Origin of the sequence: Neorhizobium sp. P12A, from assembly GCF_008365395.1 — a bacterium.
In the GTDB taxonomy this organism is placed as follows: domain Bacteria; phylum Pseudomonadota; class Alphaproteobacteria; order Rhizobiales; family Rhizobiaceae; genus Rhizobium.
In genome coordinates, this window is sequence record NZ_QOVX01000010.1 from 137,908 (window position 1) to 160,774 (window position 22,867).

Genomic DNA, 22,867 nt, shown 5'->3' on the forward strand with positions numbered 1-22,867 from the left:
CTGGCAGCGCGGGGCAAACGATGCATATTAGACAAAACATCGCCGTAGGGGGCGATCGATAAAGGCAGGCTGCGGGGGCGCATGGCAATTTTCAAATACAAGCGGGTGCCCTATGCGGAGATTCGTGCCTTTTCCGTTCACATCCTGACTGCTTCCGGCTCGTTTCTTGCCTTCCTGGGAGTGGTCGCGGCGGCAGAACATCGCTTTATAGACATGTTCTGGTGGCTGGGCCTGGCGCTGCTGGTCGATGGTATCGACGGCCCGATCGCCCGCAAGGTGCGCGTCAAGGAGGTTCTGCCGAACTGGTCCGGCGATACGCTCGACAATATTATCGACTACGTCACCTACGTATTGCTGCCCGCCTTTGCGCTCTATGAAAGCGGCATGATTGGGCAATTCTGGTCCTTCGTGGCCGCCGGCGCGATCGTGGTTTCGAGCGCCATCTATTATGCCGATACGGGCATGAAGACCGACGAATATTTCTTCTCCGGCTTCCCCGTCGTCTGGAACATGGTCATATTCACGCTGTTCGTCATCGATGCAAGCGCCACGACGGCGATGATCGTGGTCGGTTTTTCGGTCGTGCTGACCTTCCTGCCGATCAATTTCCTGCATCCGGTTCGCGTTGAGAGGCTACGGCCTCTCAATCTCGGTGTTTTTTTCATCTGGTCGGCGCTTGCCGTTTATTCGCTGCTGATGCATTTCATGATGCCGCAATGGGCGGTCGTCCTGTTTATCATTGCCGGCATCTACCTCTATTGCATCGGGGCAGTGTTGCAATTCTTCCCCTCGCTGGGACGATAGGGTGCCTCCAGATGGTTGATGGAAACGCATTCGATTATTTGCTGTTGTGCAAGGCAGCAAAGTGCGTATCAATAATGGCAGAACGCGAACCTTGCGCATCTGCCGCTGCGTGCGTAGGGGTGGAACTGAGAAGAACAAGTGGAACGAAGCTGCTGGTGCCGTAAAGATCCCGAATGGACAGGACAGCAGGGAGAAATGAGGGGAAAGTGTCGTCATCCGATGTGCCGCAAGCCGGTACGTTATTGTCGGTCCGAAAACTGACGAAGCTCTTTGGCAGCTTTGCTGCCTGCAACGAAATAGATCTCGACATCAGGCCGGGTGAAATCCACGCATTGTTGGGAGAGAACGGCGCCGGCAAATCGACCCTGGTGAAGATGCTGTTCGGCGTATTGGAGCCGAGCCATGGTGAAATCCTCTGGCAGGATCGGCCGGTCTCGATCACGTCTCCGGGCGAGGCGCGCAAGCTTGGCATTGGCATGGTTTTCCAGCATTTCTCGCTGTTCGAGGCACTGACCGTCGCCGAGAATATTGCCTTGTCACTCAGCGACAGTATCCCGATCGGCCGGATTGCGGAGGAGGCGAGGTCGCTGTCCAGCGCCTATGGCCTGCCGCTTGATCCGCATGCACATGTGGCCGATCTCTCGGTCGGCGAGCGCCAGCGCATCGAGATTGTCCGCGCGCTGTTGCAGAATCCGAAGCTCATCATCCTCGACGAGCCGACCTCGGTGCTGACGCCGCAGGAGGCCGACAAGCTTTTCGAGACCCTGTTCAAGCTGAGGGCCGAGGGCCGCTCGGTTCTCTATATCAGCCACCGCCTGGAAGAGGTGCAGCGCATTTGCGACCGCGCCACCGTTTTGCGCCACGGTCGCGTGACCGGCTCCTGCGATCCGAAGCTGGAAACGCCGGCCTCGCTTGCCCGCATGATGGTCGGCAGCGACGTGGCTGCCGTCACCCATCCCGAACGTGGCGACAGGGGCGAGGTACAGCTTGCCGTCAACAATCTCTCCGTCGCCCCGCGTACGCCCTTTGCCATGCCGCTGCGCGATGTCTCGCTGACGGTGCGTGCTGGCGAAATCCTGGCGATAGCCGGTGTCGCGGGCAATGGTCAGGGCGAGCTTTTTGATGCCTTGTCCGGAGAATATCCCGTTGCCTCGCCGGATGCCGTTGTCATTCGCCGCAAGCCGGTCGGCACCCAAGGGATTACTGCCCGCCGGCTTCTCGGCGCCAGCTTCGTGCCGGAAGAACGCCACGGTCATGCTGCCGTGCCGGGCATGAAACTTTCGGACAATCTCGTGCTCGCCCGCAACCAGTCGGACCGCAAGGCCTTCCTCGGCGCTGGCCTCTTCGGCATCATCCGCTACGCCGCGGTCAAGCTCGCGTCGCGTCGCATTTCCGAGGCCATGGATGTGCGCAAGAGCGGCGAGGATCCGGCAGCAGGATCGCTGTCCGGGGGTAATTTGCAGAAATTCATCGTGGGCCGCGAGCTTGACCGCCAACCGGCCGTCCTTGTCGTCAATCAGCCGACCTGGGGCGTCGATGCCGGAGCGGCAAGCCGCATCCGTCAGGCGCTTGTCGATCTTGCACGGGCCGGATCGGCTGTCGTGGTCATCAGCCAGGATCTCGACGAGATCTTCGAAGTGGCGACCGATATCGCCGTCATATCAGAGGGAAGGCTGTCGTCCCCCTTTGCGGCCGGCACGCTGACACGCGAAAAGATCGGCCTGCTAATGGGCGGTCTGCACGAGAGCAAGTCAGCCGGCACGGAGGCCACGCATGCGCATTGAACTCGAAAAGCGCCCGCAGGTCTCGAAGCTTTTCGCTTTCGTCTCGCCACTGCTTGCCCTGGTGCTGACCCTGATTACCGGTGTCATCATGTTTGCTATGCTCGGCAAGGATCCCGTCGAGGCAATGGATGCCTTCTTCGTCGAGCCGCTGCTCGAGGTCTGGTCCCTGCATGAGCTGGCGGTCAAGGCCGCACCGCTCATCCTGATGGGCGTTGGCCTCGCCATTTGCTATCGCTCCAACAACTGGAATATCGGCGCCGAAGGCCAGTTCACGATCGGCGCGATTACCGGCTCCTATATCCCGATAGTCTTCTACGACTGGCATTCGCCGCTGGTCCTGCCGCTGATGCTCATTCTCGGCGCGCTCGGTGGCGCGCTGTTTGCCGCAATTCCGGCGCTGCTGAAGGCGCATTTCAACACCAACGAGATCCTGACCTCGCTGATGCTGGTCTATATTGCCCAGCTCTTCCTCGACTGGCTGATCCGTGGCGCCTGGCGCGATCCTCAGGGCTTCAATTTCCCGGTCTCTCGCGATTTCGCGCCGGAAGCGATCGTGCCGGCGATATGGCCGGATTCCGGCCGTGCGCACTGGGCCTTCATCTTCGCGTTGATTGCGGCCGTCGGCTGCTGGTTCATGATGCGCTATACGCTGAAGGGCTTCGAGATCACTGTGCTTGGTCAATCGGAGCGGGCCGGGCGCTTTGCCGGCTTCTCCTCCAAGAAGATGATCTGGTTCGGCTTTCTCTTCTCTGGTGCGCTTGCCGGGCTCGCCGGCATCTGCGAGGTCTCGGGCTCGATCGGCCATCTGCAGCCGGCGATCTCGCCGGGCTACGGCTTCACCGCCATCATCGTCGCCTTCCTTGGCCGCCTCAATCCGCTCGGCATCGTTGCCTCCGGCCTGGTGCTGGCGCTGACCTATCTCGGCGGCGAGGCGGCGCAGCTGTCGATCGGTGTCTCGGACAAGGTGACACGCGTCTTCCAGGGGCTGCTGCTCTTCTTCGTACTCTCCTGCGACACGCTGATCTACTACAAGATCCGCATCGTCTGGTCGCGCATTCGTGGAGGCGTGGCATGAGTATCTTTGAAGCTATCCTCCTGACTGTCATCACGGCGTCCACCCCGCTCGTCATCGCCGCTCTCGGCGAATTGGTGACAGAGCGATCGGGCGTCCTTAATCTCGGCGTCGAAGGCATGATGATCATGGGCGCCGTCGCTGCCTTTGTCGGTGCGCAGATGTCCGGCTCGCCCTATGTCGGCATCGTTTGCGGTATCGTCGCCGGCGCGCTCTTCTCGCTGCTCTTCGGCTTCCTGACGCTGACGCTGGTGGCAAATCAGGTGGCAACGGGCCTTGCATTGACGCTTCTCGGCCTCGGTGCATCAGGCATGATCGGCGAGGGCTATGTCGGCGTGCCCGGTATCCGGCTCGAAGCGATTGTCATTCCCTTTCTCTCCAATATTCCGGTCATCGGTTCCGTTCTCTTCAAGCAGGACCTGATCTTCTATCTGTCGATCGCCCTCGTCTTCGGGGTCAATTGGTTTCTGTTCCGCAGTCGCACCGGCCTGAAACTGCGGGCGATCGGCGACAGTCATTCATCGGCCCACGCGCTCGGCATCCATGTCATCCGCACGCGCTACCTTGCGGTGATGTTCGGCGGCGCCTGCGCGGGCCTGGCCGGCGCCCAGCTGTCGCTCGTCTATACGCCGCAATGGGTGGAGAACATGTCTGCCGGACGTGGCTGGATCACGCTCGCGCTCGTGGTCTTCGCGTCCTGGCGCCCGTGGCGGGTTTTTGCCGGCGGCTATCTCTTCGGCGCAGTGACGATCCTGCAGCTGCATGCCCAGGCCTTCGGCCTCGGCGTTCCCTCGCAGTTCCTCTCGATGCTGCCCTATGCAGCGACTATTGTCGTTCTCATCATCATTTCCCATAATCGCCGCACGACGTTGATCAACACGCCTGCGTCGCTTGGAAAAGCCTTCGTACCGGAGCGATAGACAAGAACCAAAACCGACGGGTTTCCGGAAAACTTCAAACCAAACAGGGGTCCCTATGAAGAAGTTTGCATTTGCCCTTGCCGCCTCGGCCGCTGCCGTGATCGGCCTCTCCTCCGCCGCTGAGGCTGCGGATAAAACCAAGGTCTGCTTTGTCTACGTCGGTTCGCATACCGACGGCGGCTATTCGCAGGCGCATGATCTGGGTCGCCAGCAGGTCCAGAAGGAATTCGGCGACAAGATCGAGACGCCCTATCTCGAAAACGTGCCGGAAGGTCCGGATGCCGAGCGTGCCATCGAGCGTCTCGCACGCTCCGGCTGCCAGCTGATCTTCACCACCTCCTTCGGCTTCATGGATGCGACGATAAACGTCGCCAAGAAGTTCCCGAAGGTGAAGTTCGAGCACGCGACGGGCTTCAAGACCGCACCGAATGTCGCCACCTACAATTCGCGCTTCTATGAAGGCCGCTACATCATCGGCCAGATCGCTGCGAAGATGTCGAAGAATCACGGTGCCGCCTATCTCGCCTCCTTCCCGATCCCTGAGGTCGTGATGGGTATCAATGCTTTCGAGCAGGGCGCGAAGTCGGTCGATCCGAGTTTCAAGCTGAAGGTCATCTGGGTTAACACCTGGTTCGACCCCGGCAAGGAAGCCGATGCCGCCAAGGCTATGATCGACCAGGGCGTCGATATCCTCACGCAGCATACGGATACGACTGCTCCGATGCAGGTTGCTGAAGAGCGCAAGATCCATGCTTTCGGCCAGGCGACCGACATGATCAAAGCCGGCCCGAACGCGCAGCTGACCGCCATCACCGATACTTGGGGAGCCTATTATTCCAAGCGCGTTCATGCCCTTCTTGATGGGACCTGGAAGTCCCAGCAGAACTGGGACGGTCTCAAGGACGGCATCCTGACGATGGCGCCCTATACCAACATGCCTGACGATGTGAAGAAGATGGCTGAGGATACCGAAGCGAAGATCAAGTCCGGCGAACTGGCTCCGTTCACCGGCCCGATCAACAAGCAGGACGGCACGCCGTGGCTGAAGGCTGGCGAGAAGGCGGACGACGCCACATTGCTCGGCATGAACTTCTACATCGAAGGCGTGGACGACAAGCTGCCGTCCTCGAAATAAGCTGATTTCTTCACTTGATACGGGAGGGCGCCATGGGCGCCCTTTTTTGTTGCAGTGCATCATCGAAACCTCATTTACAAAAGTATTACTATATGATTGTTGTTCACTTGGCCGCTTGGAGGCGGTCGATTGGGAGGACATTATGAAATTGAAGACTGCACTCGTAAGTGCCACGATTTTGGCTGCCTGCATGTTCACATCAGCGTCTGCAAAGGATCTGGTCGTCGGCTTCTCGCAGATCGGCTCTGAATCGGGCTGGCGCGCAGCCGAGACGACGGTGACGAAGGAACAGGCCAAGAAGCGTGGCATCGACCTGAAGTTTGCCGACGCACAGCAGAAGCAGGAAAACCAGATCAAGGCTATCCGCTCCTTCATCGCCCAGGGCGTGGATGCAGTTCTGCTCGCTCCGGTCGTAGAAACCGGTTGGGATTCGGTCCTGAAGGAAGCCAAGGAAGCCAAGATCCCGGTCATTCTGCTCGACCGCACGATAAACGCTCCGGAAGATCTCTACCTGACCGCCGTCACTTCCGATCAGGTGCATGAAGGCAAGGTTGCCGGCGACTGGCTGGTCAAGACCGTCGCCGACAGGAAGTGCAACATCGTCGAGCTCCAGGGCACAACCGGTTCCTCGCCGGCGATCGCTCGCAAGAAGGGCTTCGAAGAGGCGATCAAGGGACATGACAACCTGAAGATCGTTCGCAGCCAGACCGGCGACTTCACCCGCACCAAGGGCAAGGAAGTCATGGAAAGCTTCTTGAAGGCCGAGAATGGCGGCAAGGATATCTGCGCACTCTACGCCCATAACGACGATATGGCTGTCGGCGCGATCCAGGCGATCAAGGAAGCCGGCCTCAAGCCAGGCAAGGACATCCTGACCGTTTCCGTCGATTCGGTTCCTGACCTCTTCAAGGCCATGGCTGCGGGTGAGGCGAACGCAACCGTCGAGCTGACGCCGAACATGGCAGGCCCGGCCTTCGACGCGCTCGATGCCTACCTCAAGGACAAGAAGGCTCCGCCGAAGTGGATCCAGACCGAATCGAAGCTCTATACCCAGGCTGACGATCCGCAGAAGGTCTACGAGGAAAAGAAGAACCAGGGCTACTGATCAGACGCCCCGAACTGCACCGGCCCATCATGGACCGGTGCAGAACGGCCGACGCGAGTCGGACATCATGTCCAGCGCTTCGGCATGCGTATCAAATATCAGGAATTTGATTGCCCCATGGCTCACGATTTCGAGAACATTCTGGTCGCCACCGGCTTCTGCAAATACTTTCCAGGCTCTACGGCTCTGGATCATGTGAACTTCACTTTGCGCCGTGGCGAGGTTCATTCGTTGCTCGGTGAAAACGGCGCCGGGAAGTCCACGCTGATCAAATGCATAACCGGCGCCTATCGCCGCGATGCCGGCAGCCTCGTTCTCGATGGCGAGGAAATCAATCCGCACGATACGCTGGCTGCCCAGAAGCTGGGTATCGGTACAGTCTATCAGGAGGTGAACCTCCTTCCCAATCTGAGCGTTGCGGAAAATCTCTTCCTCGGTCGCCAGCCAAGAAGCTTTGGCTTGGTAAAGGCGCGCGAGATCAATCGGCGCGCGAAGGACCTGCTATCGCAATACGGCATCGATATCGATGTGACGCGGCAGCTGGACCGTTTTTCCGTCGCCATCCAGCAGGTCATTGCCATCGCCAGAGCCGTCGACCTTTCCGGCAAGGTCCTTATTCTGGACGAGCCTACCGCCAGCCTGGACACACAGGAAGTGGCGATGCTGTTCCGGATCATACGCGATTTGAAAAATCGCGGATTAGGTATTGTTTTTATTACTCACTTTCTTGAACAGGTCTATGAGATCAGCGATCGCATAACAGTCCTTCGCAACGGCCGCCTTGTCGGCACCCGCGAGACCGCAGGGCTGGAACGACAGGCGCTGATCGCCATGATGCTCGGACGTGAATTGGCCCAGGCCGAGGCGGCCATCAAGGAGAGCGTGACCGAGAGTGGCCCGATTAGATACAGCTTCCGCAATTTCGGCAAGCGCGGAAAGATCAAGCCTTTCGATCTGGAAGTCAGGGGCGGAGAAGTTGTCGGCGTGGCCGGCCTGCTGGGATCGGGACGGACCGAAACCGCGGAGGTTCTCTTTGGCGTCGAGAGGGCCGATAGCGGCGAAGCGCTCGTCGATGGCAAGCCGTTGACGCTGACCGGCCCGCGCGCTGCGATCAAACGCGGGTTCGGCTTTTGTCCGGAGGATCGCAAGACCGACGGCATCATCGGCGACCTTTCCATCCGCGAGAATATCGTCATGGCGCTGCAGGCGCGCCGCGGCTGGGCGAGACCGTTGGCGCGCAGCGAGCAGAATGCGCTCGCCGATCACTACATCAAGGCGCTCGACATCCGGACAACCGATCGCGAAAAGCCGATCAGGCTATTGTCGGGCGGCAACCAGCAGAAGGCCATCCTGGCGCGGTGGCTGGCGACCAATCCGAATTTCCTCATCCTCGACGAACCGACGCGCGGGATCGACGTGGGCGCGCATGCGGAAATCATTCACCTCATCGAGGACCTCTGCCGACAGGGAATGTCCCTGATCGTAATCTCCTCGGAACTGGAGGAACTCGTGGCTTATAGTTCTCGTGTCATCGTGCTGCGTGACAGGGAGCACATTGCCGAGTTGACGGGCCAGGAAATTTCCGCAGGCGCGATTGTCAATGCGATCGCTGCCGCCCAGGAAAAAAGGGAGGAGGCATGAACTCGTCCTTCAAAGCCTTGCTGACGCGACTGGCTCCGCAGCTTATAGCTCTGGCTGCTATTCTTGCGTTGAATTTCATAATGTTCCCGCAGTTTTTTGATGTCGAAGTTCAGAACGGCAGACTTTATGGAAGCTTGATCGACGTGCTCAATCGCGGTGCGCCGGTGGCCCTGATTGCCATAGGCATGACGCTCGTCATCGCGACGAAAGGGATCGATCTTTCCGTCGGTGCGGTTATCGCGATATGCGGTGCGGTTGCGGCCTCCGCGATCGAGTCCGGCAATTCTCTCGGCTATACGCTCGTACTGGCGATTGCCACGGGCCTGCTATGCGGGCTGTGGAACGGCTTCCTCGTCGCGGTTCTCGACATTCAGCCGATTATCGCCACGCTTGTCCTGATGGTTGCCGGTCGAGGAATCGCCCAATTGATCACAGAGGGCATCATCCTGACCTTCAACAATGACGGGCTGATCTTCTTTGGCAGCGGTTCGCTATTCGGATTGCCCATGCCCGTGGTCATCTGGCTGCTGGCCGGGCTTATCGTGACGCTGCTCGTGCGTCGAACAGCCCTCGGCATGCTGGTCGAGGCGATCGGTATCAATCGCCGTGCAAGTACGCTCTCGGGGATTCAGACCCCCATATTGCTCATTGCCGTCTACGTCCTAAGCGGACTTTGCGCATCGGTGGCAGGCATCATCGTTGCGGCCGACATCAAAGGCGCAGATGCGAACAATGCCGGCCTCTGGCTGGAGCTCGATGCCATCCTTGCCGTCGTGGTCGGTGGCAACTCGCTGCTTGGTGGACGCTTCAGCATCGTTGGTTCCCTGATCGGCGCGATGATCATTCAATCCGTCAACACCGGCATACTGCTTTCCGGCTTTCCTCCCGAGTTCAATCTGGTCATCAAGGCCGTCATCGTCATCATCATTCTGGTCATCCAGTCGCCGGCTTTGCGATCTGTTGCGGCCTTCCTCGGAAGGCATCGGGAGAGTGTTCAGATCGTTCGCGAGGAGCAGGTAAAATGAACTCCAAATATCTGCCGCTGCTCGCAACGATCGTCATCTTCATCCTCGCCTATGCGGTCTGCGCTTTCGAATACCCGGCGATGCTTTCGACCCGGGTGGTGGGTAACTTGCTGACCGACAATGGTTTTTTGGGCATTGCCGCCGTCGGCATGACCTTCGTGATCCTCTCTGGTGGCATCGACTTGTCGATCGGCTCCGTGATTGCTTTCACCGGCGTCTTCCTGGCGGTGCTCTTGCGCGACACCACGATCCATCCGCTTATCGCCTTCGTGCTGGTGCTGATCATCACCACGGCGTTCGGGGCAGGGATGGGCGCGATTATTCACTATCTGCAGATGCCGCCCTTCATCGTTACGCTGGCGGGCATGTTTCTCGCCCGCGGGATCGCCTTCGTCCTGTCGATCGACAGTATCCCGATCGAGCATGATTTCTACTCGCAGCTGAGCGACATGTACCTCCTGCTTCCGGGTGGCGGACGGCTCACCCTCATTGGCGGCATTATGCTGCTGGTCTTTGCCGGTGGCATCTTGGTTGCCCATCGCACCCGTTTCGGAGCCAATGTCTATGCGCTCGGCGGCGGCGTCCAGACGGCGGAATTGATGGGCGTTCCAGTCGGTCGCACGACGATCCAGATCTACGCGCTATCAGGCTTCCTAGCGGGTCTATCCGGAATCATTTTTTCGCTTTATACCTCAGCAGGATATTCACTGGCGACCGTCGGCGTTGAGCTCGACGCCATTGCCGCAGTGGTTATCGGCGGGACGTTGCTGACGGGCGGTGCAGGGTTTGTGGGAGGAACCCTGATCGGAATTCTCATACAGGGCCTCATCCAGACTTACATCACTTTCGACGGCACGCTGTCGAGTTGGTGGACGAAGATCCTGATCGGTTTCCTGCTCTTTGCCTTCATCCTGATGCAGAAGGGCCTGTTGCTGCTTTCCCGCTTCAATCGACGATATGCCTGAGGAGAGGCGCTTGCGAAGCAGACTGCTTGAAGCACGAAAGAACGGACGGAAATCGCGAACCAGCCATGCGCAGGTGGTCGACGAGCTCGGCAAGGCTATTGTGTCGGGTGCCTTTCCGGTCGGCGGCATTCTTCCCGGCGACAACGATCTTCTCCAACGCTTCAAGGTCTCCCGAACGGTTCTTCGCGAGAGCATGAAAACGCTCGCAGCCAAGGGGCTTGTCGTTCCGCGCGCCCGGGTCGGAACGAAGGTGACCGAGCGCAATCAGTGGAACATGTTCGACAGCGATGTCCTGACCTGGCATTTCGAAAGCGGGGTCGACCAGGAATTCCTGCTGCATCTCTATGACATCCGCCTTGCCTTCGAGCCAGTCGCCGCGGCCATGGTCGCGGAGCGCGCCGATGCGTCGGAGATCGAGCTGCTGAGGGAAATTGTAGGCGAGATGACCTCAGAGGAAATCACGACCGATAGCCTGGCGCTTATCGATCTTCGCTTTCACCTCGCGATTGCCGAGGCCTCGCACAACCCTTTCATGCGCACGCTTGGCAGCCTTATCGAAGCGGCTCTCGTCGGCATGTTTCGGATAAGCACTCCGCCGTCCAAGAATGGCTTTGCTAATATAGCCGATACCCACATGCGGATTGTCGATGCCATTGTTGCCGGCGACGTTCCCGCCGCGCGTCGGGCAATGGAAGTGGTGATCCTTGAAGGCAGAGATCACGTGCTCGAAGCCTTTTCGGCGCAGGAAGCTTACTGATCACCGTCCTGATTTTCGCCTTGGTTCTCCGCCTGACTTGCTGATATGAGACGGCAAACGACCGATCGATCGGAGCTCGCGACATGAACCGCACCTGCCTTGCCATCATCCTCGCCGCTGGCGACAGCACTCGCATGAAATCCTCTATGTCGAAAGTGCTGCATTCGATCGCCAGACGGCCGATGATCGGTCATGTCATGGAAGCAATCCGCAAGACGGGTATCTCATCCGCTGCCCTGGTGGTCGGTCGTGACGCGGAAGAGGTCGCCGCGGCCGCTCGCATCGGCGGTATCGAAGTGACACCTCATCTTCAGGCGGAGCGCCTCGGTACCGGTCATGCGGTATTGGCCGCCCGGGAAGAGATTGCTGCCGGCTACGACGATATTCTCGTAACCTATGGCGACGTGCCCCTGATCACCGATGCACCTCTGCGTGCTGCACGACAGGGGCTGGCAGATGGTGCCGATATCGTTGTGATCGGCTTCCACACGGACAAGCCTGCCGGTTATGGACGATTGCTGGTCAAGGACGGTGAGCTGATCGCGATCCGTGAAGAAAAGGATGCAAGCGACGCCGAGCGCATGGTCACCTGGTGCAACAGCGGCCTTATGGCGATCAACGGCCGCAAGGCATTGGATCTGCTCGATCGTATTCGCAACGACAATGCCAAGGGTGAATATTATCTGACGGATCTCGTCGAGATCGCCCGTTCGCTGGGCGGCAAGGTCGTCGCGGTGGATGCACCCGAGACAGAGGTTGCCGGCTGCAACAACCGCGTGGAACTGGCCGCTATCGAGCGCCTTTGGCAGGAGCGGCGTCGCAACGAGCTGATGCTTTCGGGTGTGACCATGATCGCGCCGGAAACCGTCTTCCTGGCTTATGACACCGTCATTGGCCGGGACACTGTCATCGAACCCAATGTCTTCTTCGGCCCGAAAACTGTCGTGGAGACGGACGCGATCATTCACTCCTTTTCGCATATCGAGGGAGCGCATGTCGGCGCAGGTGCTGAGATCGGACCGTTCGCCCGGCTGCGTCCGGGCGCTGATCTTGCAGAAGACGCGAAGGTCGGCAATTTCTGTGAGGTCAAGAACAGCAAGATCGGGAAGGGCACGAAGGTCAATCACCTGACCTATATTGGAGATTCGACCGTAGGTGCCGGCAGCAACATCGGAGCCGGCGCGATCACCTGCAACTATGATGGTGTTAACAAATACGAGACCCATATCGGCGAGTACGCGTTTATCGGCTCCAATACGTCGCTCGTTGCGCCGGTCAGTATCGGCGACGGCGCCTACATCGCTTCCGGCAGTGTCATCACCAAGGACGTTCCCGCTAACGCGCTCGCTCTGGGAAGGGCGAGACAGGAGATGAAGCTCGAACGCGCGACGTTCATCCGGGAACGTGCCCTCGCATTCAAGGCAGCCAAAAAGTCCAAGGATTGATCCCTGGACTTCCGTAACGGTCGGAAACTGAAAGTGACCGGCTACGCCATTGAGAGAATTCCATAAATCGATAGTACTCCCGTCGTAATGCGAAAGAACTCGGCGACCGGGGTCGACTTTCGCGCGGGATTATGCGCCATTTCTAAACTGCGCCTCGACTTCTGTCGGCGCGGCGTTTTGGCAGAGCAAGACGGAGAGTTCTATGTGCGGGATCGTGGGGATTGTCGGAACGAAGCCGGTGGCCGAACGGCTGGTCGATGCGCTGAAGCGGCTCGAGTATCGCGGCTATGATTCGGCAGGTATCGCGACGATCCATGAAGGCGTAATGGACCGTCGCCGGGCGCCGGGCAAACTCTTCAATCTTGAAAAGAAACTGGATAGTGAGCCCCTTCCAGGCACTGCCGGCATTGCGCATACCCGCTGGGCAACGCATGGCGTTCCCAACGAGACGAATGCGCACCCACATTTCGTCAAGGGCGTTGCGGTCGTCCATAATGGCATCATCGAGAACTTTTCCGAACTGCGCGAGGAACTGAAGGCCGAGGGCGCCATTTTCGACACCGAGACGGATACTGAAGTCGTCGCACATCTGCTGGCGAAATACCTGGGCGAGGGCTTCGATGCTCGTGCCGCGATGCTCAAGATGCTCAATCGTGTCACCGGTGCCTATGCGTTGGTCGTGATGTTCCAGAGCGATCCCAACGTGCTGATGGCCGCCCGCTCCGGACCGCCGCTTGCCATAGGCTTCGGTCGCGGCGAGATGTTCCTGGGATCGGATGCGATCGCTCTTGCGCCTTTCACCAACGATATCACCTATCTGGTCGACGGCGACTTCGCGATCATCACCAGAGACAGCGCGACCATCCTTGATTTTGCCGGAAATCCGGTCGAGCGCGCGCGCCAGATTTCGCAGGCAACCGCGTTTATTGTCGACAAGGGCAACCACCGCCACTTCATGGAAAAGGAAATCTACGAGCAGCCGGAAGTGATCTCTCACGCGCTGTCGCAATACGTGGATTTCGCCAGCAACCGCGTGAACCGCGATGCATCGGCAATCGACTTCTCGAATGTTTCCGGCCTGGCGCTGTCCGCCTGCGGCACGGCCTATCTGGCCGGCCTCATCGGCAAATATTGGTTCGAGCGCTATGCGCGCCTGCCTGTCGAGATCGATGTCGCTTCCGAGTTCCGCTATCGCGAAATGCCGCTTTCGCCCACCCAGGCCGCACTCTTCATCTCACAGTCGGGCGAAACTGCCGATACGCTCGCCTCGCTGCGCTATTGCAAGGAGAACGGGCTGAAAATCGGCGCCGTCGTCAATGTCCGGGAATCGACGATCGCCCGCGAATCCGACGCCGTGTTTCCGATCATGGCCGGGCCGGAAATCGGGGTTGCCTCGACCAAGGCGTTCACCTGCCAGCTTGCCGTTCTGGCTTCGCTTGCCATCGGCGCTGGCGTAGCGCGAGGCACCGTAACTTCTGACGAAGAAAAGGCGATGGTCCGCCATCTCGCCGAAATGCCGCGCATCATGGCGCGTGTGCTGAACCTCATTCAGCCTCAGATGGAAAGCCTGGCTCGCGAACTCTCGAAGTACAAGGACGTGCTCTATCTCGGCCGCGGCACCAGTTTCCCGCTTGCCATGGAAGGCGCGCTGAAGCTCAAGGAAATTTCCTACATCCATGCGGAAGGCTACGCGGCCGGCGAACTGAAACATGGTCCGATCGCGCTGATCGATGAAAACATGCCCGTTATCGTCATCGCCCCCTATGATCGCTTCTTCGAAAAGACGATCTCAAACATGCAGGAGGTCGCCGCGCGTGGCGGTCGCATTATCTTTATCACCGACGAAGCGGGCGCCGCTGCCTCGACACTGCCGACCATGGCGACAATAACTTTGCCCAACGTCGAGGAAATTATCGCACCAATGATTTTTTCCCTCCCCATTCAGCTGCTTGCTTATCACACGGCCGTCTTCATGGGCACCGACGTCGATCAGCCGCGCAATCTTGCGAAATCAGTCACGGTGGAATGATTGAGCGCTTTGCCGGGCCTTCTGTAAACTTGTCGTAAGATGAGTGCGGAAGCCCGGGAGTGCGCCATTTGCCGATTGTGCATGCGGGGGAATTCTGCCATTTTTGCAGACGGGGGATTTGCCGGAGTCGGTTGACGATTGAACGGAGTTCATGAGCGGCGAATGACCGAAAAGACCACCAGATTGTCCGTGGCTGCACGGCTCAGAAACAATTTCCTTGCCGGATTGATCATTTGCGCGCCGATTGCGATCACGACGTGGCTGACTTGGTCCGTCGTGCATTGGGCCGACAGCTGGGTTCGCCCCTATATTCCGGTGCGTTACGACCCAGAGCGCTACCTGGACTTTGCCGTTCCGGGTACCGGCCTCATCATCGCGATCATCTTCATCACGATCATCGGCTTCCTGGCGAAGAATATCATCGGCCAGAGCATCGTCAATTTTGGCGAGTCGTTGGTCCAGCGCGTACCGCTCGTGCGCCTGGTTTATAAGAGTGTGAAGCAGATTTTCGAGACGGTGCTCAAGGAACGGTCCAACTCCTTCAAGAAGGTTGGCCTCATCGAATATCCGAGCCCCGGCTTGTGGTCTCTCGTCTTTGTCGCCACGGATGCCAAAGGCGAGATAGCATCGAAATTCAACGCGATGGGCCATGACATGGTCAGCGTATTCCTGCCGCCGACACCGGTACCGACCGCCGGTTTCCTGATCTTCGTGCCGCGCGAAAAAATCGTCGTACTAGACATGAGTGCGGAGGATGGGGCCAAGCTTCTGATTTCCGGTGGCCTCGTCACGCCCGAATACAAGGAGAGGCTGACCTCGCCCAAGGAAGCGCCAGTCCCTTTTGTCGGCAAGAAGGCTCTATCCAGCGCGAAGGAAGCGGATCGCCTCATCGCGCCGGAATAGGTAGAGCAGGGTACGGATCGCTACTCCCCGCTCGCTCGTCAGATCCGGATCGCGTTCGATGAGATAGGCCGCGTCCTTGCGGGCGATTTCCAGAAGATCGGCATGGGCTTCCAGGCTCGCGATGCGAAAGCCTGGCGTACCCGATTGCCGGGTTCCCAGAAGCTCGCCTTCACCGCGCAGCTTCAGGTCTTCTTCTGCAATACGGAACCCATCTTCGGTTTCCCGCATAATCGACAGCCTGGCGTGACCGGTTTCGCCAAGCGGCCCCTTGTAAAGCAGGATGCAGGTCGAGGCCTCGTCGCCGCGTCCCACGCGGCCACGGAGCTGATGGAGCTGTGCAAGGCCGAAACGCTCCGCATGTTCGATGACCATGATCGTGGCGTCGGGCACGTCGACGCCGACCTCGACAACAGTGGTGGCGACGAGAAGCCTGATTTCGCCATTCTTGAAGGCCATCATCACGGCGTCCTTCTCCGGCCCGCTCATGCGGCCGTGAATGAGCCCGATTCCCGGCCCGAGCGCCTTGCTCAGCGTTTCGTGACGCTCCTCCGCCGACATCAGGTCGGACTCCTCCGATTCCTCGACGAGAGGGCAGATCCAATAAGCCTTCTTGCCCTCGGCAAGCGCGCTCTTCAGGCGGTTGACGATGTCGCCGGTGCGTTCTGTCGGGATGGTGATCGTCTGGATCGGCTTGCGGCCGGCCGGCTTCTCCGTGAGCTTGGAGACATCCATGTCGCCGAAGGCGGCAAGCACCAGGGTTCGCGGGATAGGCGTCGCTGTCATGACGAGCATATGCGGAGAAATGCCTTTGGCCGTCAGCCGCAGGCGCTGGTGAACGCCAAAGCGATGCTGCTCGTCGACGACGGCGAGCATGAGGTTGGCGTAAGCGACGCTGTCCTGGAAGAGTGCATGCGTGCCGATAACGATCTGTGCCTCGCCTGAAGCGATGCGTTCAAGGATGGCATCGCGTTCGCGACCTTTCGTGCGGCCGGTGAGCACTTCAATCCCGAGGCCGGCGGAGGCGGCGAACTTCGAGATCGTGGCATGGTGCTGGCGCGCCAGAATTTCGGTCGGCGCCATCAGCACGGCCTGACCGCCGCTCTCGATCACAGCCGCAATCGCCATCAGCGCCACGAGCGTCTTGCCGGCGCCGACATCGCCCTGCAGGAGACGAAGCATACGCTCGGTGCCCGCCATATCCTTCAGGATATCGGCAATGGCTTCCGTCTGACTGTTCGTGGGAGAGAAGGGAAGAGAATTCAATATCTTGCCGCTGATTTTTCCTGTAGGAATTACGCTTTGTCCGGCAACCTTGCGCAGGCGCTGGCGGACGAGCGAAAGTGAAAGCTGCCCCGCCAGGAATTCGTCATAGGCAAGCCTGCGTCGAGCCGGCGCCTGGGGATCGATATCGGCGGCATCGCGCGGCTCATGAAGCGCGCGGAAGCTCTCTGCAATATCATCGAAGCCCTGCTTCTGAATAAGTGCGGCATCGTCCCATTCCGGCAATTCGGGCATCCGGGCGACCGCCGCTTCGATCGCCTTGCGCAGGAATTTTGGCGAGAGGCCCGCAGTCAGCGGATAGACCGGCTCGATCAGCGGCAGGTTCTCGCCTTCGCTTTCGCGCACCATATAGTCCGGGTGAACCATCGAAGGCCGGCCGTTGAACCAGTCGACCTTGCCGCTGACGGTCACGGTCTCGCCGATGGGCAGCTGCTTTTCCAGCCACTGCGCCTTGCCGCGAAAGAAGGTGAGCGCCAGTTCCCCTGTCTCGTCATGCAGGAAGACGCGATAGGGCACATTGCCTCGCCCGCGTGGCGGCGGCTGGTGCCGGTCGACACGGCCCGTGATCGTGACGATAGCGCCCTGCGGCGCCCGGGCGATGCCGGGCTGCTCGCGACGGTCGATCAGCGAGGATGGCGCATGGAAGAGGAGATCGATCACCCTCGTATCGTCCACGCCCTCGCGATCGAGCAGCTTCGCAAGAAATTCGGCGACCTTCGGCCCGACACCGGGCAGCGAAGAGACAGAAGCAAACAGGGGATCAAGAATGGCAGGCCGCATAGCCGGCAAGATGCGACGGGGAGCAGGGGCTTGGCAAGGGGCGCAGCGGATACTGGCGACCTGACACCACTGAAAAATCTGTGGCGAACTTGATGCCAATAATTTTCAAAAGTTGAAGACGTTTTGCTAGGGCGCGGGAGGCTGGGCTTCCAGAACCAGGGAGACAAAGGCCCAGAGCTTCTCGTTCTGCTCCCTGGAGCGCTCGATGGATTGAGCGAGATGGACGATGACGATCTCCTTCTCCGGCATGACGGCGATCATCTGGCCATGATGTCCGTGAGCGAAATAGCGAAACGGCGGCATGTGTTTTCGATACGGAGACGGCGCAGTGTTCTGCGCCTCGCCATCATGGCCTGTCGTCCACCACATATAGCCATATCCGTTCGTTCCATCGAAGGAATGAGCCGCGACGCTTTCGTGAACCCAGGTCTCCGGCACGACTTGAGCATCATGCCATCGGCCGCGGTTGAGATAGAGCCAACCGAAGCGCGCGAGGTCTCTGCTTGTCATCAGCATGTGATAGGCGGGGTGAATGGAAGCATCGCCTCGCAGATATTCGCCATCCGACGGCTGAAAATCCTGCATGCCGATCGGCAGCGCGATATCCCTGTATACCCCGTCGAAGACCGATTGCCCCGTTGCGGTTTCATAGATCGTGCCGAGAGCGTTGAAGTCCCAGTTGTTGTAGTACCAGCGATCGCCTGGCTGACTGCTGCCGCGCGGAGGTTTGGTGGCTAGCATCTCCTTCGATTCAGCGAGAGCCGGATGATAGATGCCTGATCGCGCTTGAAGGAGTTGTCTGACCGTCGCCTGCTGTTCCGAAGCGGTAAGACCATTGACGTCGTCAATTCCAAGTTCCGCCAGGGTGTCATCGAGACGTATTCTGCCACGTTCGACCTCGATGCCGATAAGCGCGCTGAGAAAGCTCTTTCTCATGGAACGGATAAGGATTTTCCGCTGCGGATCGCCGTGGCTGGCGATCACAGTGCCCTTGTGAATGATGAAGCCGCTGATCGTGCCGAATTCCATCGCCGATTGCTCTGCACGTGAAAGAAGGTCTCGGCGCCATCCGCGCTGCTGGGCATCGACTTCGTCCCAAGCCTGCTTCGGGAAAATGCCTGACATGAAATTTGACCTATCTAAAATTGCTGAAACACCTGGAATGCAAGTAAAATATCACCGTTTAGTTTTATCAGGCAGAATACGCAATTTATCGGCGAGTACAATCGCCGTTGGGGCCTTTCGTCTGATTCCGGTAGATCTTGATCTGTGCCAACCTCTCCCAAATTTCCCGCCCGGCACACTTTTTTCCGAAAAAGCGGTTCCCACCTTTCAAAGCAATGTTTTATAGAGAGCGCTTCAACGGGAAGGTTTCTTCATGACAGGCGTCACCCTCAGCAGTGCCGATCTTGATGTCAGGCGCCGGCGCATTCTTTTTCGCTGCTGGCATCGCGGTATCAGGGAAATGGATCTGGTCTTCGGCCAGTTCGCCGACAATGAATTGTCGACGCTGCCAGAGGCCGATCTCGATGAGTTCGAACGCATCATGGCGGAAGAGGACAATGATCTCGTCCGCTGGGTCATGGGCACGTTGCCGGTGCCGGCCCATCTTGATACGCCGCTCTTTGCTCGCCTGGCTTCCTACAAGCCGGATTTCGAGGAGGTGACGGCCGCTCTTCTTGGGAAGGCAGAATGATCCCTGGTCTTGACGTCAAGAAACTGGCAGCCGCTGCCGAACCACTGACGATCGGCAACGTGCCATCAGGCATGGAAGCCCTGTTGCTGGCAGAACTCGCGCAGTCGGGACAGCCGGTCGCCTATGTCATGTCCGATGGCCAGCACATGGGCGACATGGAGCAGATGCTTGGTTTCATCGCGCCCGAAATTCCGGTGCTGACGCTGCCAGCCTGGGATTGCTTGCCCTATGACCGGGTGTCGCCGAGCTCCGATACATCCGCCCGCCGCCTTGCTGCGTTGAGTGGTTTGATCGCGCATCATCACAAGCCGCATCCCGCGATCGTTCTCGTTACGGTCAATGCCATGCTGCAGAAGGTGGCGCCGCAGGATGTGATCGAAAGCCTCGCTTTCTCGGCAAGACCCGGCAACCAGCTTCGCATGGACGATATTGCGGGCCGTCTGGAGCGCAACGGCTTCGACCGCGTCGCCACCGTCCGCGAAGTGGGTGAATATGCCGTGCGCGGCGGCATCCTCGATGTCTTTGTGCCGGGAACGGAAGAGCCGGTTCGCCTCGACTTTTTCGGCGATACGCTCGAAAGCATCCGCAGCTTCGATCCGGCGAGCCAGCGCACGACGGGGCAAGTGCGTTCCCTCGATCTCAATCCGATGAGCGAGGTGACGCTGACGCCGGATACGATCAGCCGTTTCCGCAAGAATTATCTTTCGTCTTTCGGCGCGGCAACCCGCGACGATGCGCTTTACGTCGCCGTGTCCGAGGGCCGCCGCTATGCCGGCATGGAACATTGGCTGCCGCTCTTCTACGAGAAGCTGGAGACGGTTTTTGATTATCTGAAGGGCTTCCGGCTGGTCGCCGACCATACCGCTCGTGAAGCCGCAGAAGAGCGCTCGAAGCTGGTGCTGGACTATTACGACGCCCGCCTGAATTCCGGCCAGCCAACCAAGGGGCAAATGGCGCAGGGCACGCCCTATAAGCCCGTTACGCCCGGCCAGCTCTATCTCGACAGCAAGAGTTTCGCCACGGCACTTGATGCCTTCAACGCCATCCGCGTCTCGCCGTTCAACGAGCATGAGGGCGAGGCGAGGCGCGTCGTCAATGTCGAGGCCCGGCAGGGTCAGCGCTGGGCGCGCACTGCCGGCGAAAATGCCGATAGCGAACGCGTCAACGTCTTCGATTCCGTCGTCAAGCATATCGCAGACCGGCGCTCCGGCGGTGCCAAGGTCCTGGTCACCGCCTGGACGGAAGGATCGCTGGACCGCCTGCTGCAGGTTCTGGCGGAGCACGGGCTCGGTGGCATCAAGACGATCGGCGCCATGAAGGAAATGGCCGGGCTTGCCAGGGGCGAGGCGGCGGCCGCCGTCTTGAACCTGGAATCCGGTTTCGAAGCTGGCGATCTCGTCGTCATCGGCGAGCAAGATATTCTCGGCGACCGCATGGTCCGCCGGTCCAAGCGCCGCAAGCGCGCGGCCGACTTCATCTCCGAGGTCGCTGGCCTCGACGAAGGTTCGATCGTCGTTCATGCGGAACACGGCATCGGCCGCTTCGTCGGCTTGAAGACTATCGAGGCTGCCGGCGCGCCGCATGCCTGCCTCGAACTGCAGTATGCCGACGACGCCAAGCTGTTCCTGCCGGTCGAAAACATCGACTTGCTGTCGCGCTATGGCGGCGAGGGCACCGAGGCCATGCTCGACAAGCTGGGCGGCGGCGCTTGGCAAATGCGCAAGGCCAAGCTCAAGAAGCGCCTGCTCGATATGGCGGATGCCTTGATCCGCATCGCAGCCGAGCGCCTGACGCGCCATGCGCCGGTTCTCACGACACCCGAAGGCCTCTACGACGAGTTTGCGGCTCGCTTCCCCTATGATGAGACGGAAGATCAGGACGCTGCCATCGAATCTGTGCGCACAGACCTTGGCGCCGGCCGGCCGATGGATCGCCTCGTCTGCGGTGACGTCGGTTTCGGCAAGACCGAAGTGGCGCTGCGTGCCGCCTTCGTCGCGGCCATGAATGGCGTGCAGGTCGCCGTCGTCGTGCCCACCACGCTGCTTTCCCGCCAGCATTTCAAGACCTTTTCCGAGCGCTTCCGCGGCCTGCCGATCCGGGTGCAGCAGGCATCGCGTCTCGTTGGCTCGAAGGACCTGGCGCTGACGAAGAAGGAGGTCGCCGACGGCAAGACCGATATCGTCGTCGGAACACATGCGCTGCTCGGCGCCGGCATCAACTTCGCCAATCTCGGCCTGCTGATCATCGACGAAGAGCAGCATTTCGGCGTCAAGCACAAGGAGCGGCTGAAGGAGCTGAAGAGCGACGTACACGTGCTGACGCTCTCGGCAACACCGATCCCGCGCACGCTGCAGCTCGCCATGACCGGCGTCCGCGAATTGTCGCTGATTACCACACCGCCGGTCGACCGCATGGCGGTGCGTACCTTCATTTCGCCTTTCGACAGTCTCGTCATCCGCGAGACCTTGATGCGCGAGCACTATCGCGGCGGCCAGAGTTTCTACGTTTGCCCGCGATTGGCCGATCTCGCCGACATCCAGGCCTTCCTGCAGTCGGACGTTCCGGAACTGAAGGTCGCAGTTGCGCACGGCCAGATGCCGGCCGGCGAGTTGGAAGACATCATGAATGCCTTCTACGAAGGCCGCTACGATGTCCTGCTCTCAACGACCATCGTAGAGTCAGGCCTCGATGTCCCCACGGCGAATACGTTGATCGTCCACCGCGCCGACATGTTCGGCCTTGCGCAGCTCTATCAGCTCCGCGGCCGTGTCGGCCGCTCCAAGGTCCGCGCCTTCGCGCTCTTCACGCTGCCGGTCAATAAGGTGCTGACGACGACTGCCGAGCGACGGCTCAAGGTGCTGCAGTCGCTGGATACGCTCGGCGCCGGCTTCCAGCTGGCAAGCCACGACCTCGACATCAGAGGCGCCGGCAACCTGCTCGGCGAGGAGCAATCGGGCCATATCAAGGAAGTCGGCTTCGAGCTCTATCAGCAGATGCTCGAAGAGGCCGTGGCCGAGGTGAAGGGCGTCGACGAGATCCAGGACACCGGCTGGTCGCCGCAGATTTCGGTCGGCACGCCGGTCATGATCCCGGACAATTACGTGCCGGACCTGCATCTGCGCATGGCGCTCTACCGTCGCCTCGGCGAGATCACGGAATTGAAGGAGATCGACAGTTTTGGCGCTGAAATGATCGACCGCTTCGGGTCGATGCCGATAGAGGTGCAGCACCTCTTGAAGATCGTCTACATCAAGTCGCTCTGCCGCACCGCCAATGTCGAGAAGCTGGACGCCGGCCCGAAGGGCATCGTCGTGCAGTTCCGCAACAAGGAATTCCCGAACCCGGCGAATCTCGTCGGCTATATCGCCAAGCAGGGCACCATGGCGAAGATCCGTCCCGACCACAGCGTCTTCCTGACGCGCGACCTGCCGACGCCGGAAAAACGGCTGCAGGGTGCTGCCGTCGTCATGACACAGTTGGCGGAGCTGGCGAAAGGATAAGCCGGCTGAACCCGCAGGAGCCATG

The 22,867-nt window shown here is 59.7% G+C and carries 18 protein-coding genes; 16 read left to right on the forward strand and 2 right to left on the reverse strand.

The window, feature by feature from the left end; translation table 11 throughout:
• Positions 1-81 precede the first annotated feature (81 nt).
• From pcsA to DTW90_RS24350, 13 genes are all read left to right on the forward strand, one after another.
• The gene (pcsA, locus tag DTW90_RS24290; RefSeq protein ID WP_149341493.1) at positions 82-804 is read left to right on the forward strand and encodes a phosphatidylcholine synthase; all 723 of its coding nucleotides are present in this window, start codon (positions 82-84) and stop codon (positions 802-804) included.
• 206 nt (positions 805-1,010) lie between these two features.
• Complete coding sequence (locus DTW90_RS24295) at positions 1,011-2,588, forward strand: ABC transporter ATP-binding protein (protein ID WP_149341495.1); 1,578 nt, start codon at positions 1,011-1,013, stop codon at positions 2,586-2,588.
• Positions 2,578-3,663, forward strand: a complete 1,086-nt coding sequence (locus DTW90_RS24300; RefSeq protein WP_149341496.1) for an ABC transporter permease — start codon at positions 2,578-2,580, stop codon at positions 3,661-3,663. The genes DTW90_RS24295 and DTW90_RS24300 overlap by 11 nt, the downstream gene beginning before the upstream one ends.
• Positions 3,660-4,580, forward strand: a complete 921-nt coding sequence (locus DTW90_RS24305) for an ABC transporter permease (RefSeq protein ID WP_149341498.1) — start codon at positions 3,660-3,662, stop codon at positions 4,578-4,580. Before DTW90_RS24300 ends, DTW90_RS24305 begins: the two co-directional genes overlap by 4 nt.
• A gap of 55 nt (positions 4,581-4,635) precedes the next feature.
• Complete coding sequence (locus DTW90_RS24310; protein ID WP_149341500.1) at positions 4,636-5,715, forward strand: BMP family ABC transporter substrate-binding protein; 1,080 nt, start codon at positions 4,636-4,638, stop codon at positions 5,713-5,715.
• A 142-nt stretch (positions 5,716-5,857) separates the two neighbouring features.
• A complete protein-coding gene (gene ytfQ / locus DTW90_RS24315; RefSeq protein ID WP_149341502.1) occupies positions 5,858-6,820 on the forward strand; it encodes a galactofuranose ABC transporter, galactofuranose-binding protein YtfQ in 963 nt (320 codons plus the stop codon).
• Positions 6,821-6,937: 117 nt separating this feature from the next.
• Positions 6,938-8,461 (forward strand): galactofuranose ABC transporter, ATP-binding protein YtfR, encoded by a 1,524-nt coding sequence (gene ytfR, locus DTW90_RS24320; RefSeq protein ID WP_149341504.1) that lies wholly within the window; start codon positions 6,938-6,940, stop codon positions 8,459-8,461.
• A complete protein-coding gene (locus tag DTW90_RS24325; protein WP_149341506.1) occupies positions 8,458-9,486 on the forward strand; it encodes an ABC transporter permease in 1,029 nt (342 codons plus the stop codon). Before ytfR ends, DTW90_RS24325 begins: the two co-directional genes overlap by 4 nt.
• Positions 9,483-10,451: a galactofuranose ABC transporter, permease protein YjfF gene (yjfF, locus tag DTW90_RS24330; protein WP_149341508.1), complete on the forward strand. Its 969-nt coding sequence runs from the start codon at positions 9,483-9,485 to the stop codon at positions 10,449-10,451. The genes DTW90_RS24325 and yjfF overlap by 4 nt, the downstream gene beginning before the upstream one ends.
• Before the next feature lie 10 nt (positions 10,452-10,461).
• Positions 10,462-11,208, forward strand: a complete 747-nt coding sequence (locus DTW90_RS24335; protein WP_149341510.1) for a FadR/GntR family transcriptional regulator — start codon at positions 10,462-10,464, stop codon at positions 11,206-11,208.
• 83 nt (positions 11,209-11,291) lie between these two features.
• Positions 11,292-12,653 carry a bifunctional UDP-N-acetylglucosamine diphosphorylase/glucosamine-1-phosphate N-acetyltransferase GlmU gene (gene glmU, locus DTW90_RS24340; protein ID WP_149341512.1) on the forward strand — a complete coding sequence of 454 codons (1,362 nt, stop codon included), beginning with the start codon at positions 11,292-11,294 and terminating at the stop codon, positions 12,651-12,653.
• Positions 12,654-12,855: 202 nt separating this feature from the next.
• Positions 12,856-14,682, forward strand: coding sequence for a glutamine--fructose-6-phosphate transaminase (isomerizing) (glmS, locus tag DTW90_RS24345; protein ID WP_149341514.1), 1,827 nt, complete (start codon positions 12,856-12,858; stop codon positions 14,680-14,682).
• Between the two features lie 162 nt (positions 14,683-14,844).
• Positions 14,845-15,585, forward strand: coding sequence for a DUF502 domain-containing protein (locus DTW90_RS24350; RefSeq protein ID WP_149341516.1), 741 nt, complete (start codon positions 14,845-14,847; stop codon positions 15,583-15,585).
• Here DTW90_RS24350 and recG read toward each other — a convergent pair.
• Complete coding sequence (gene recG, locus DTW90_RS24355; protein WP_149341518.1) at positions 15,541-17,646, reverse strand: ATP-dependent DNA helicase RecG; 2,106 nt, start codon at positions 17,644-17,646, stop codon at positions 15,541-15,543. The two genes, DTW90_RS24350 and recG, sit on opposite strands and share 45 nt — an antisense overlap.
• Before the next feature lie 126 nt (positions 17,647-17,772).
• Positions 17,773-18,771: a serine hydrolase gene (locus DTW90_RS24360; protein WP_149341520.1), complete on the reverse strand. Its 999-nt coding sequence runs from the start codon at positions 18,769-18,771 to the stop codon at positions 17,773-17,775.
• On the opposite strand from DTW90_RS24360, the gene DTW90_RS24365 reads away from it, so the two are divergent.
• Genes DTW90_RS24365 through mfd form a run of 3 tightly spaced genes read left to right on the forward strand, consistent with a single transcriptional unit; the run spans position 18,770 to position 22,842 of the window.
• Positions 18,770-18,997 (forward strand): hypothetical protein, encoded by a 228-nt coding sequence (locus DTW90_RS24365; RefSeq protein ID WP_149341522.1) that lies wholly within the window; start codon positions 18,770-18,772, stop codon positions 18,995-18,997. The genes DTW90_RS24360 and DTW90_RS24365 overlap by 2 nt on opposite strands.
• A gap of 27 nt (positions 18,998-19,024) precedes the next feature.
• Positions 19,025-19,342 carry a succinate dehydrogenase assembly factor 2 gene (locus tag DTW90_RS24370; RefSeq protein ID WP_149341524.1) on the forward strand — a complete coding sequence of 106 codons (318 nt, stop codon included), beginning with the start codon at positions 19,025-19,027 and terminating at the stop codon, positions 19,340-19,342.
• The gene (gene mfd, locus DTW90_RS24375; protein WP_149341526.1) at positions 19,339-22,842 is read left to right on the forward strand and encodes a transcription-repair coupling factor; all 3,504 of its coding nucleotides are present in this window, start codon (positions 19,339-19,341) and stop codon (positions 22,840-22,842) included. The genes DTW90_RS24370 and mfd overlap by 4 nt, the downstream gene beginning before the upstream one ends.
• Positions 22,843-22,867: the final 25 nt, after the last annotated feature.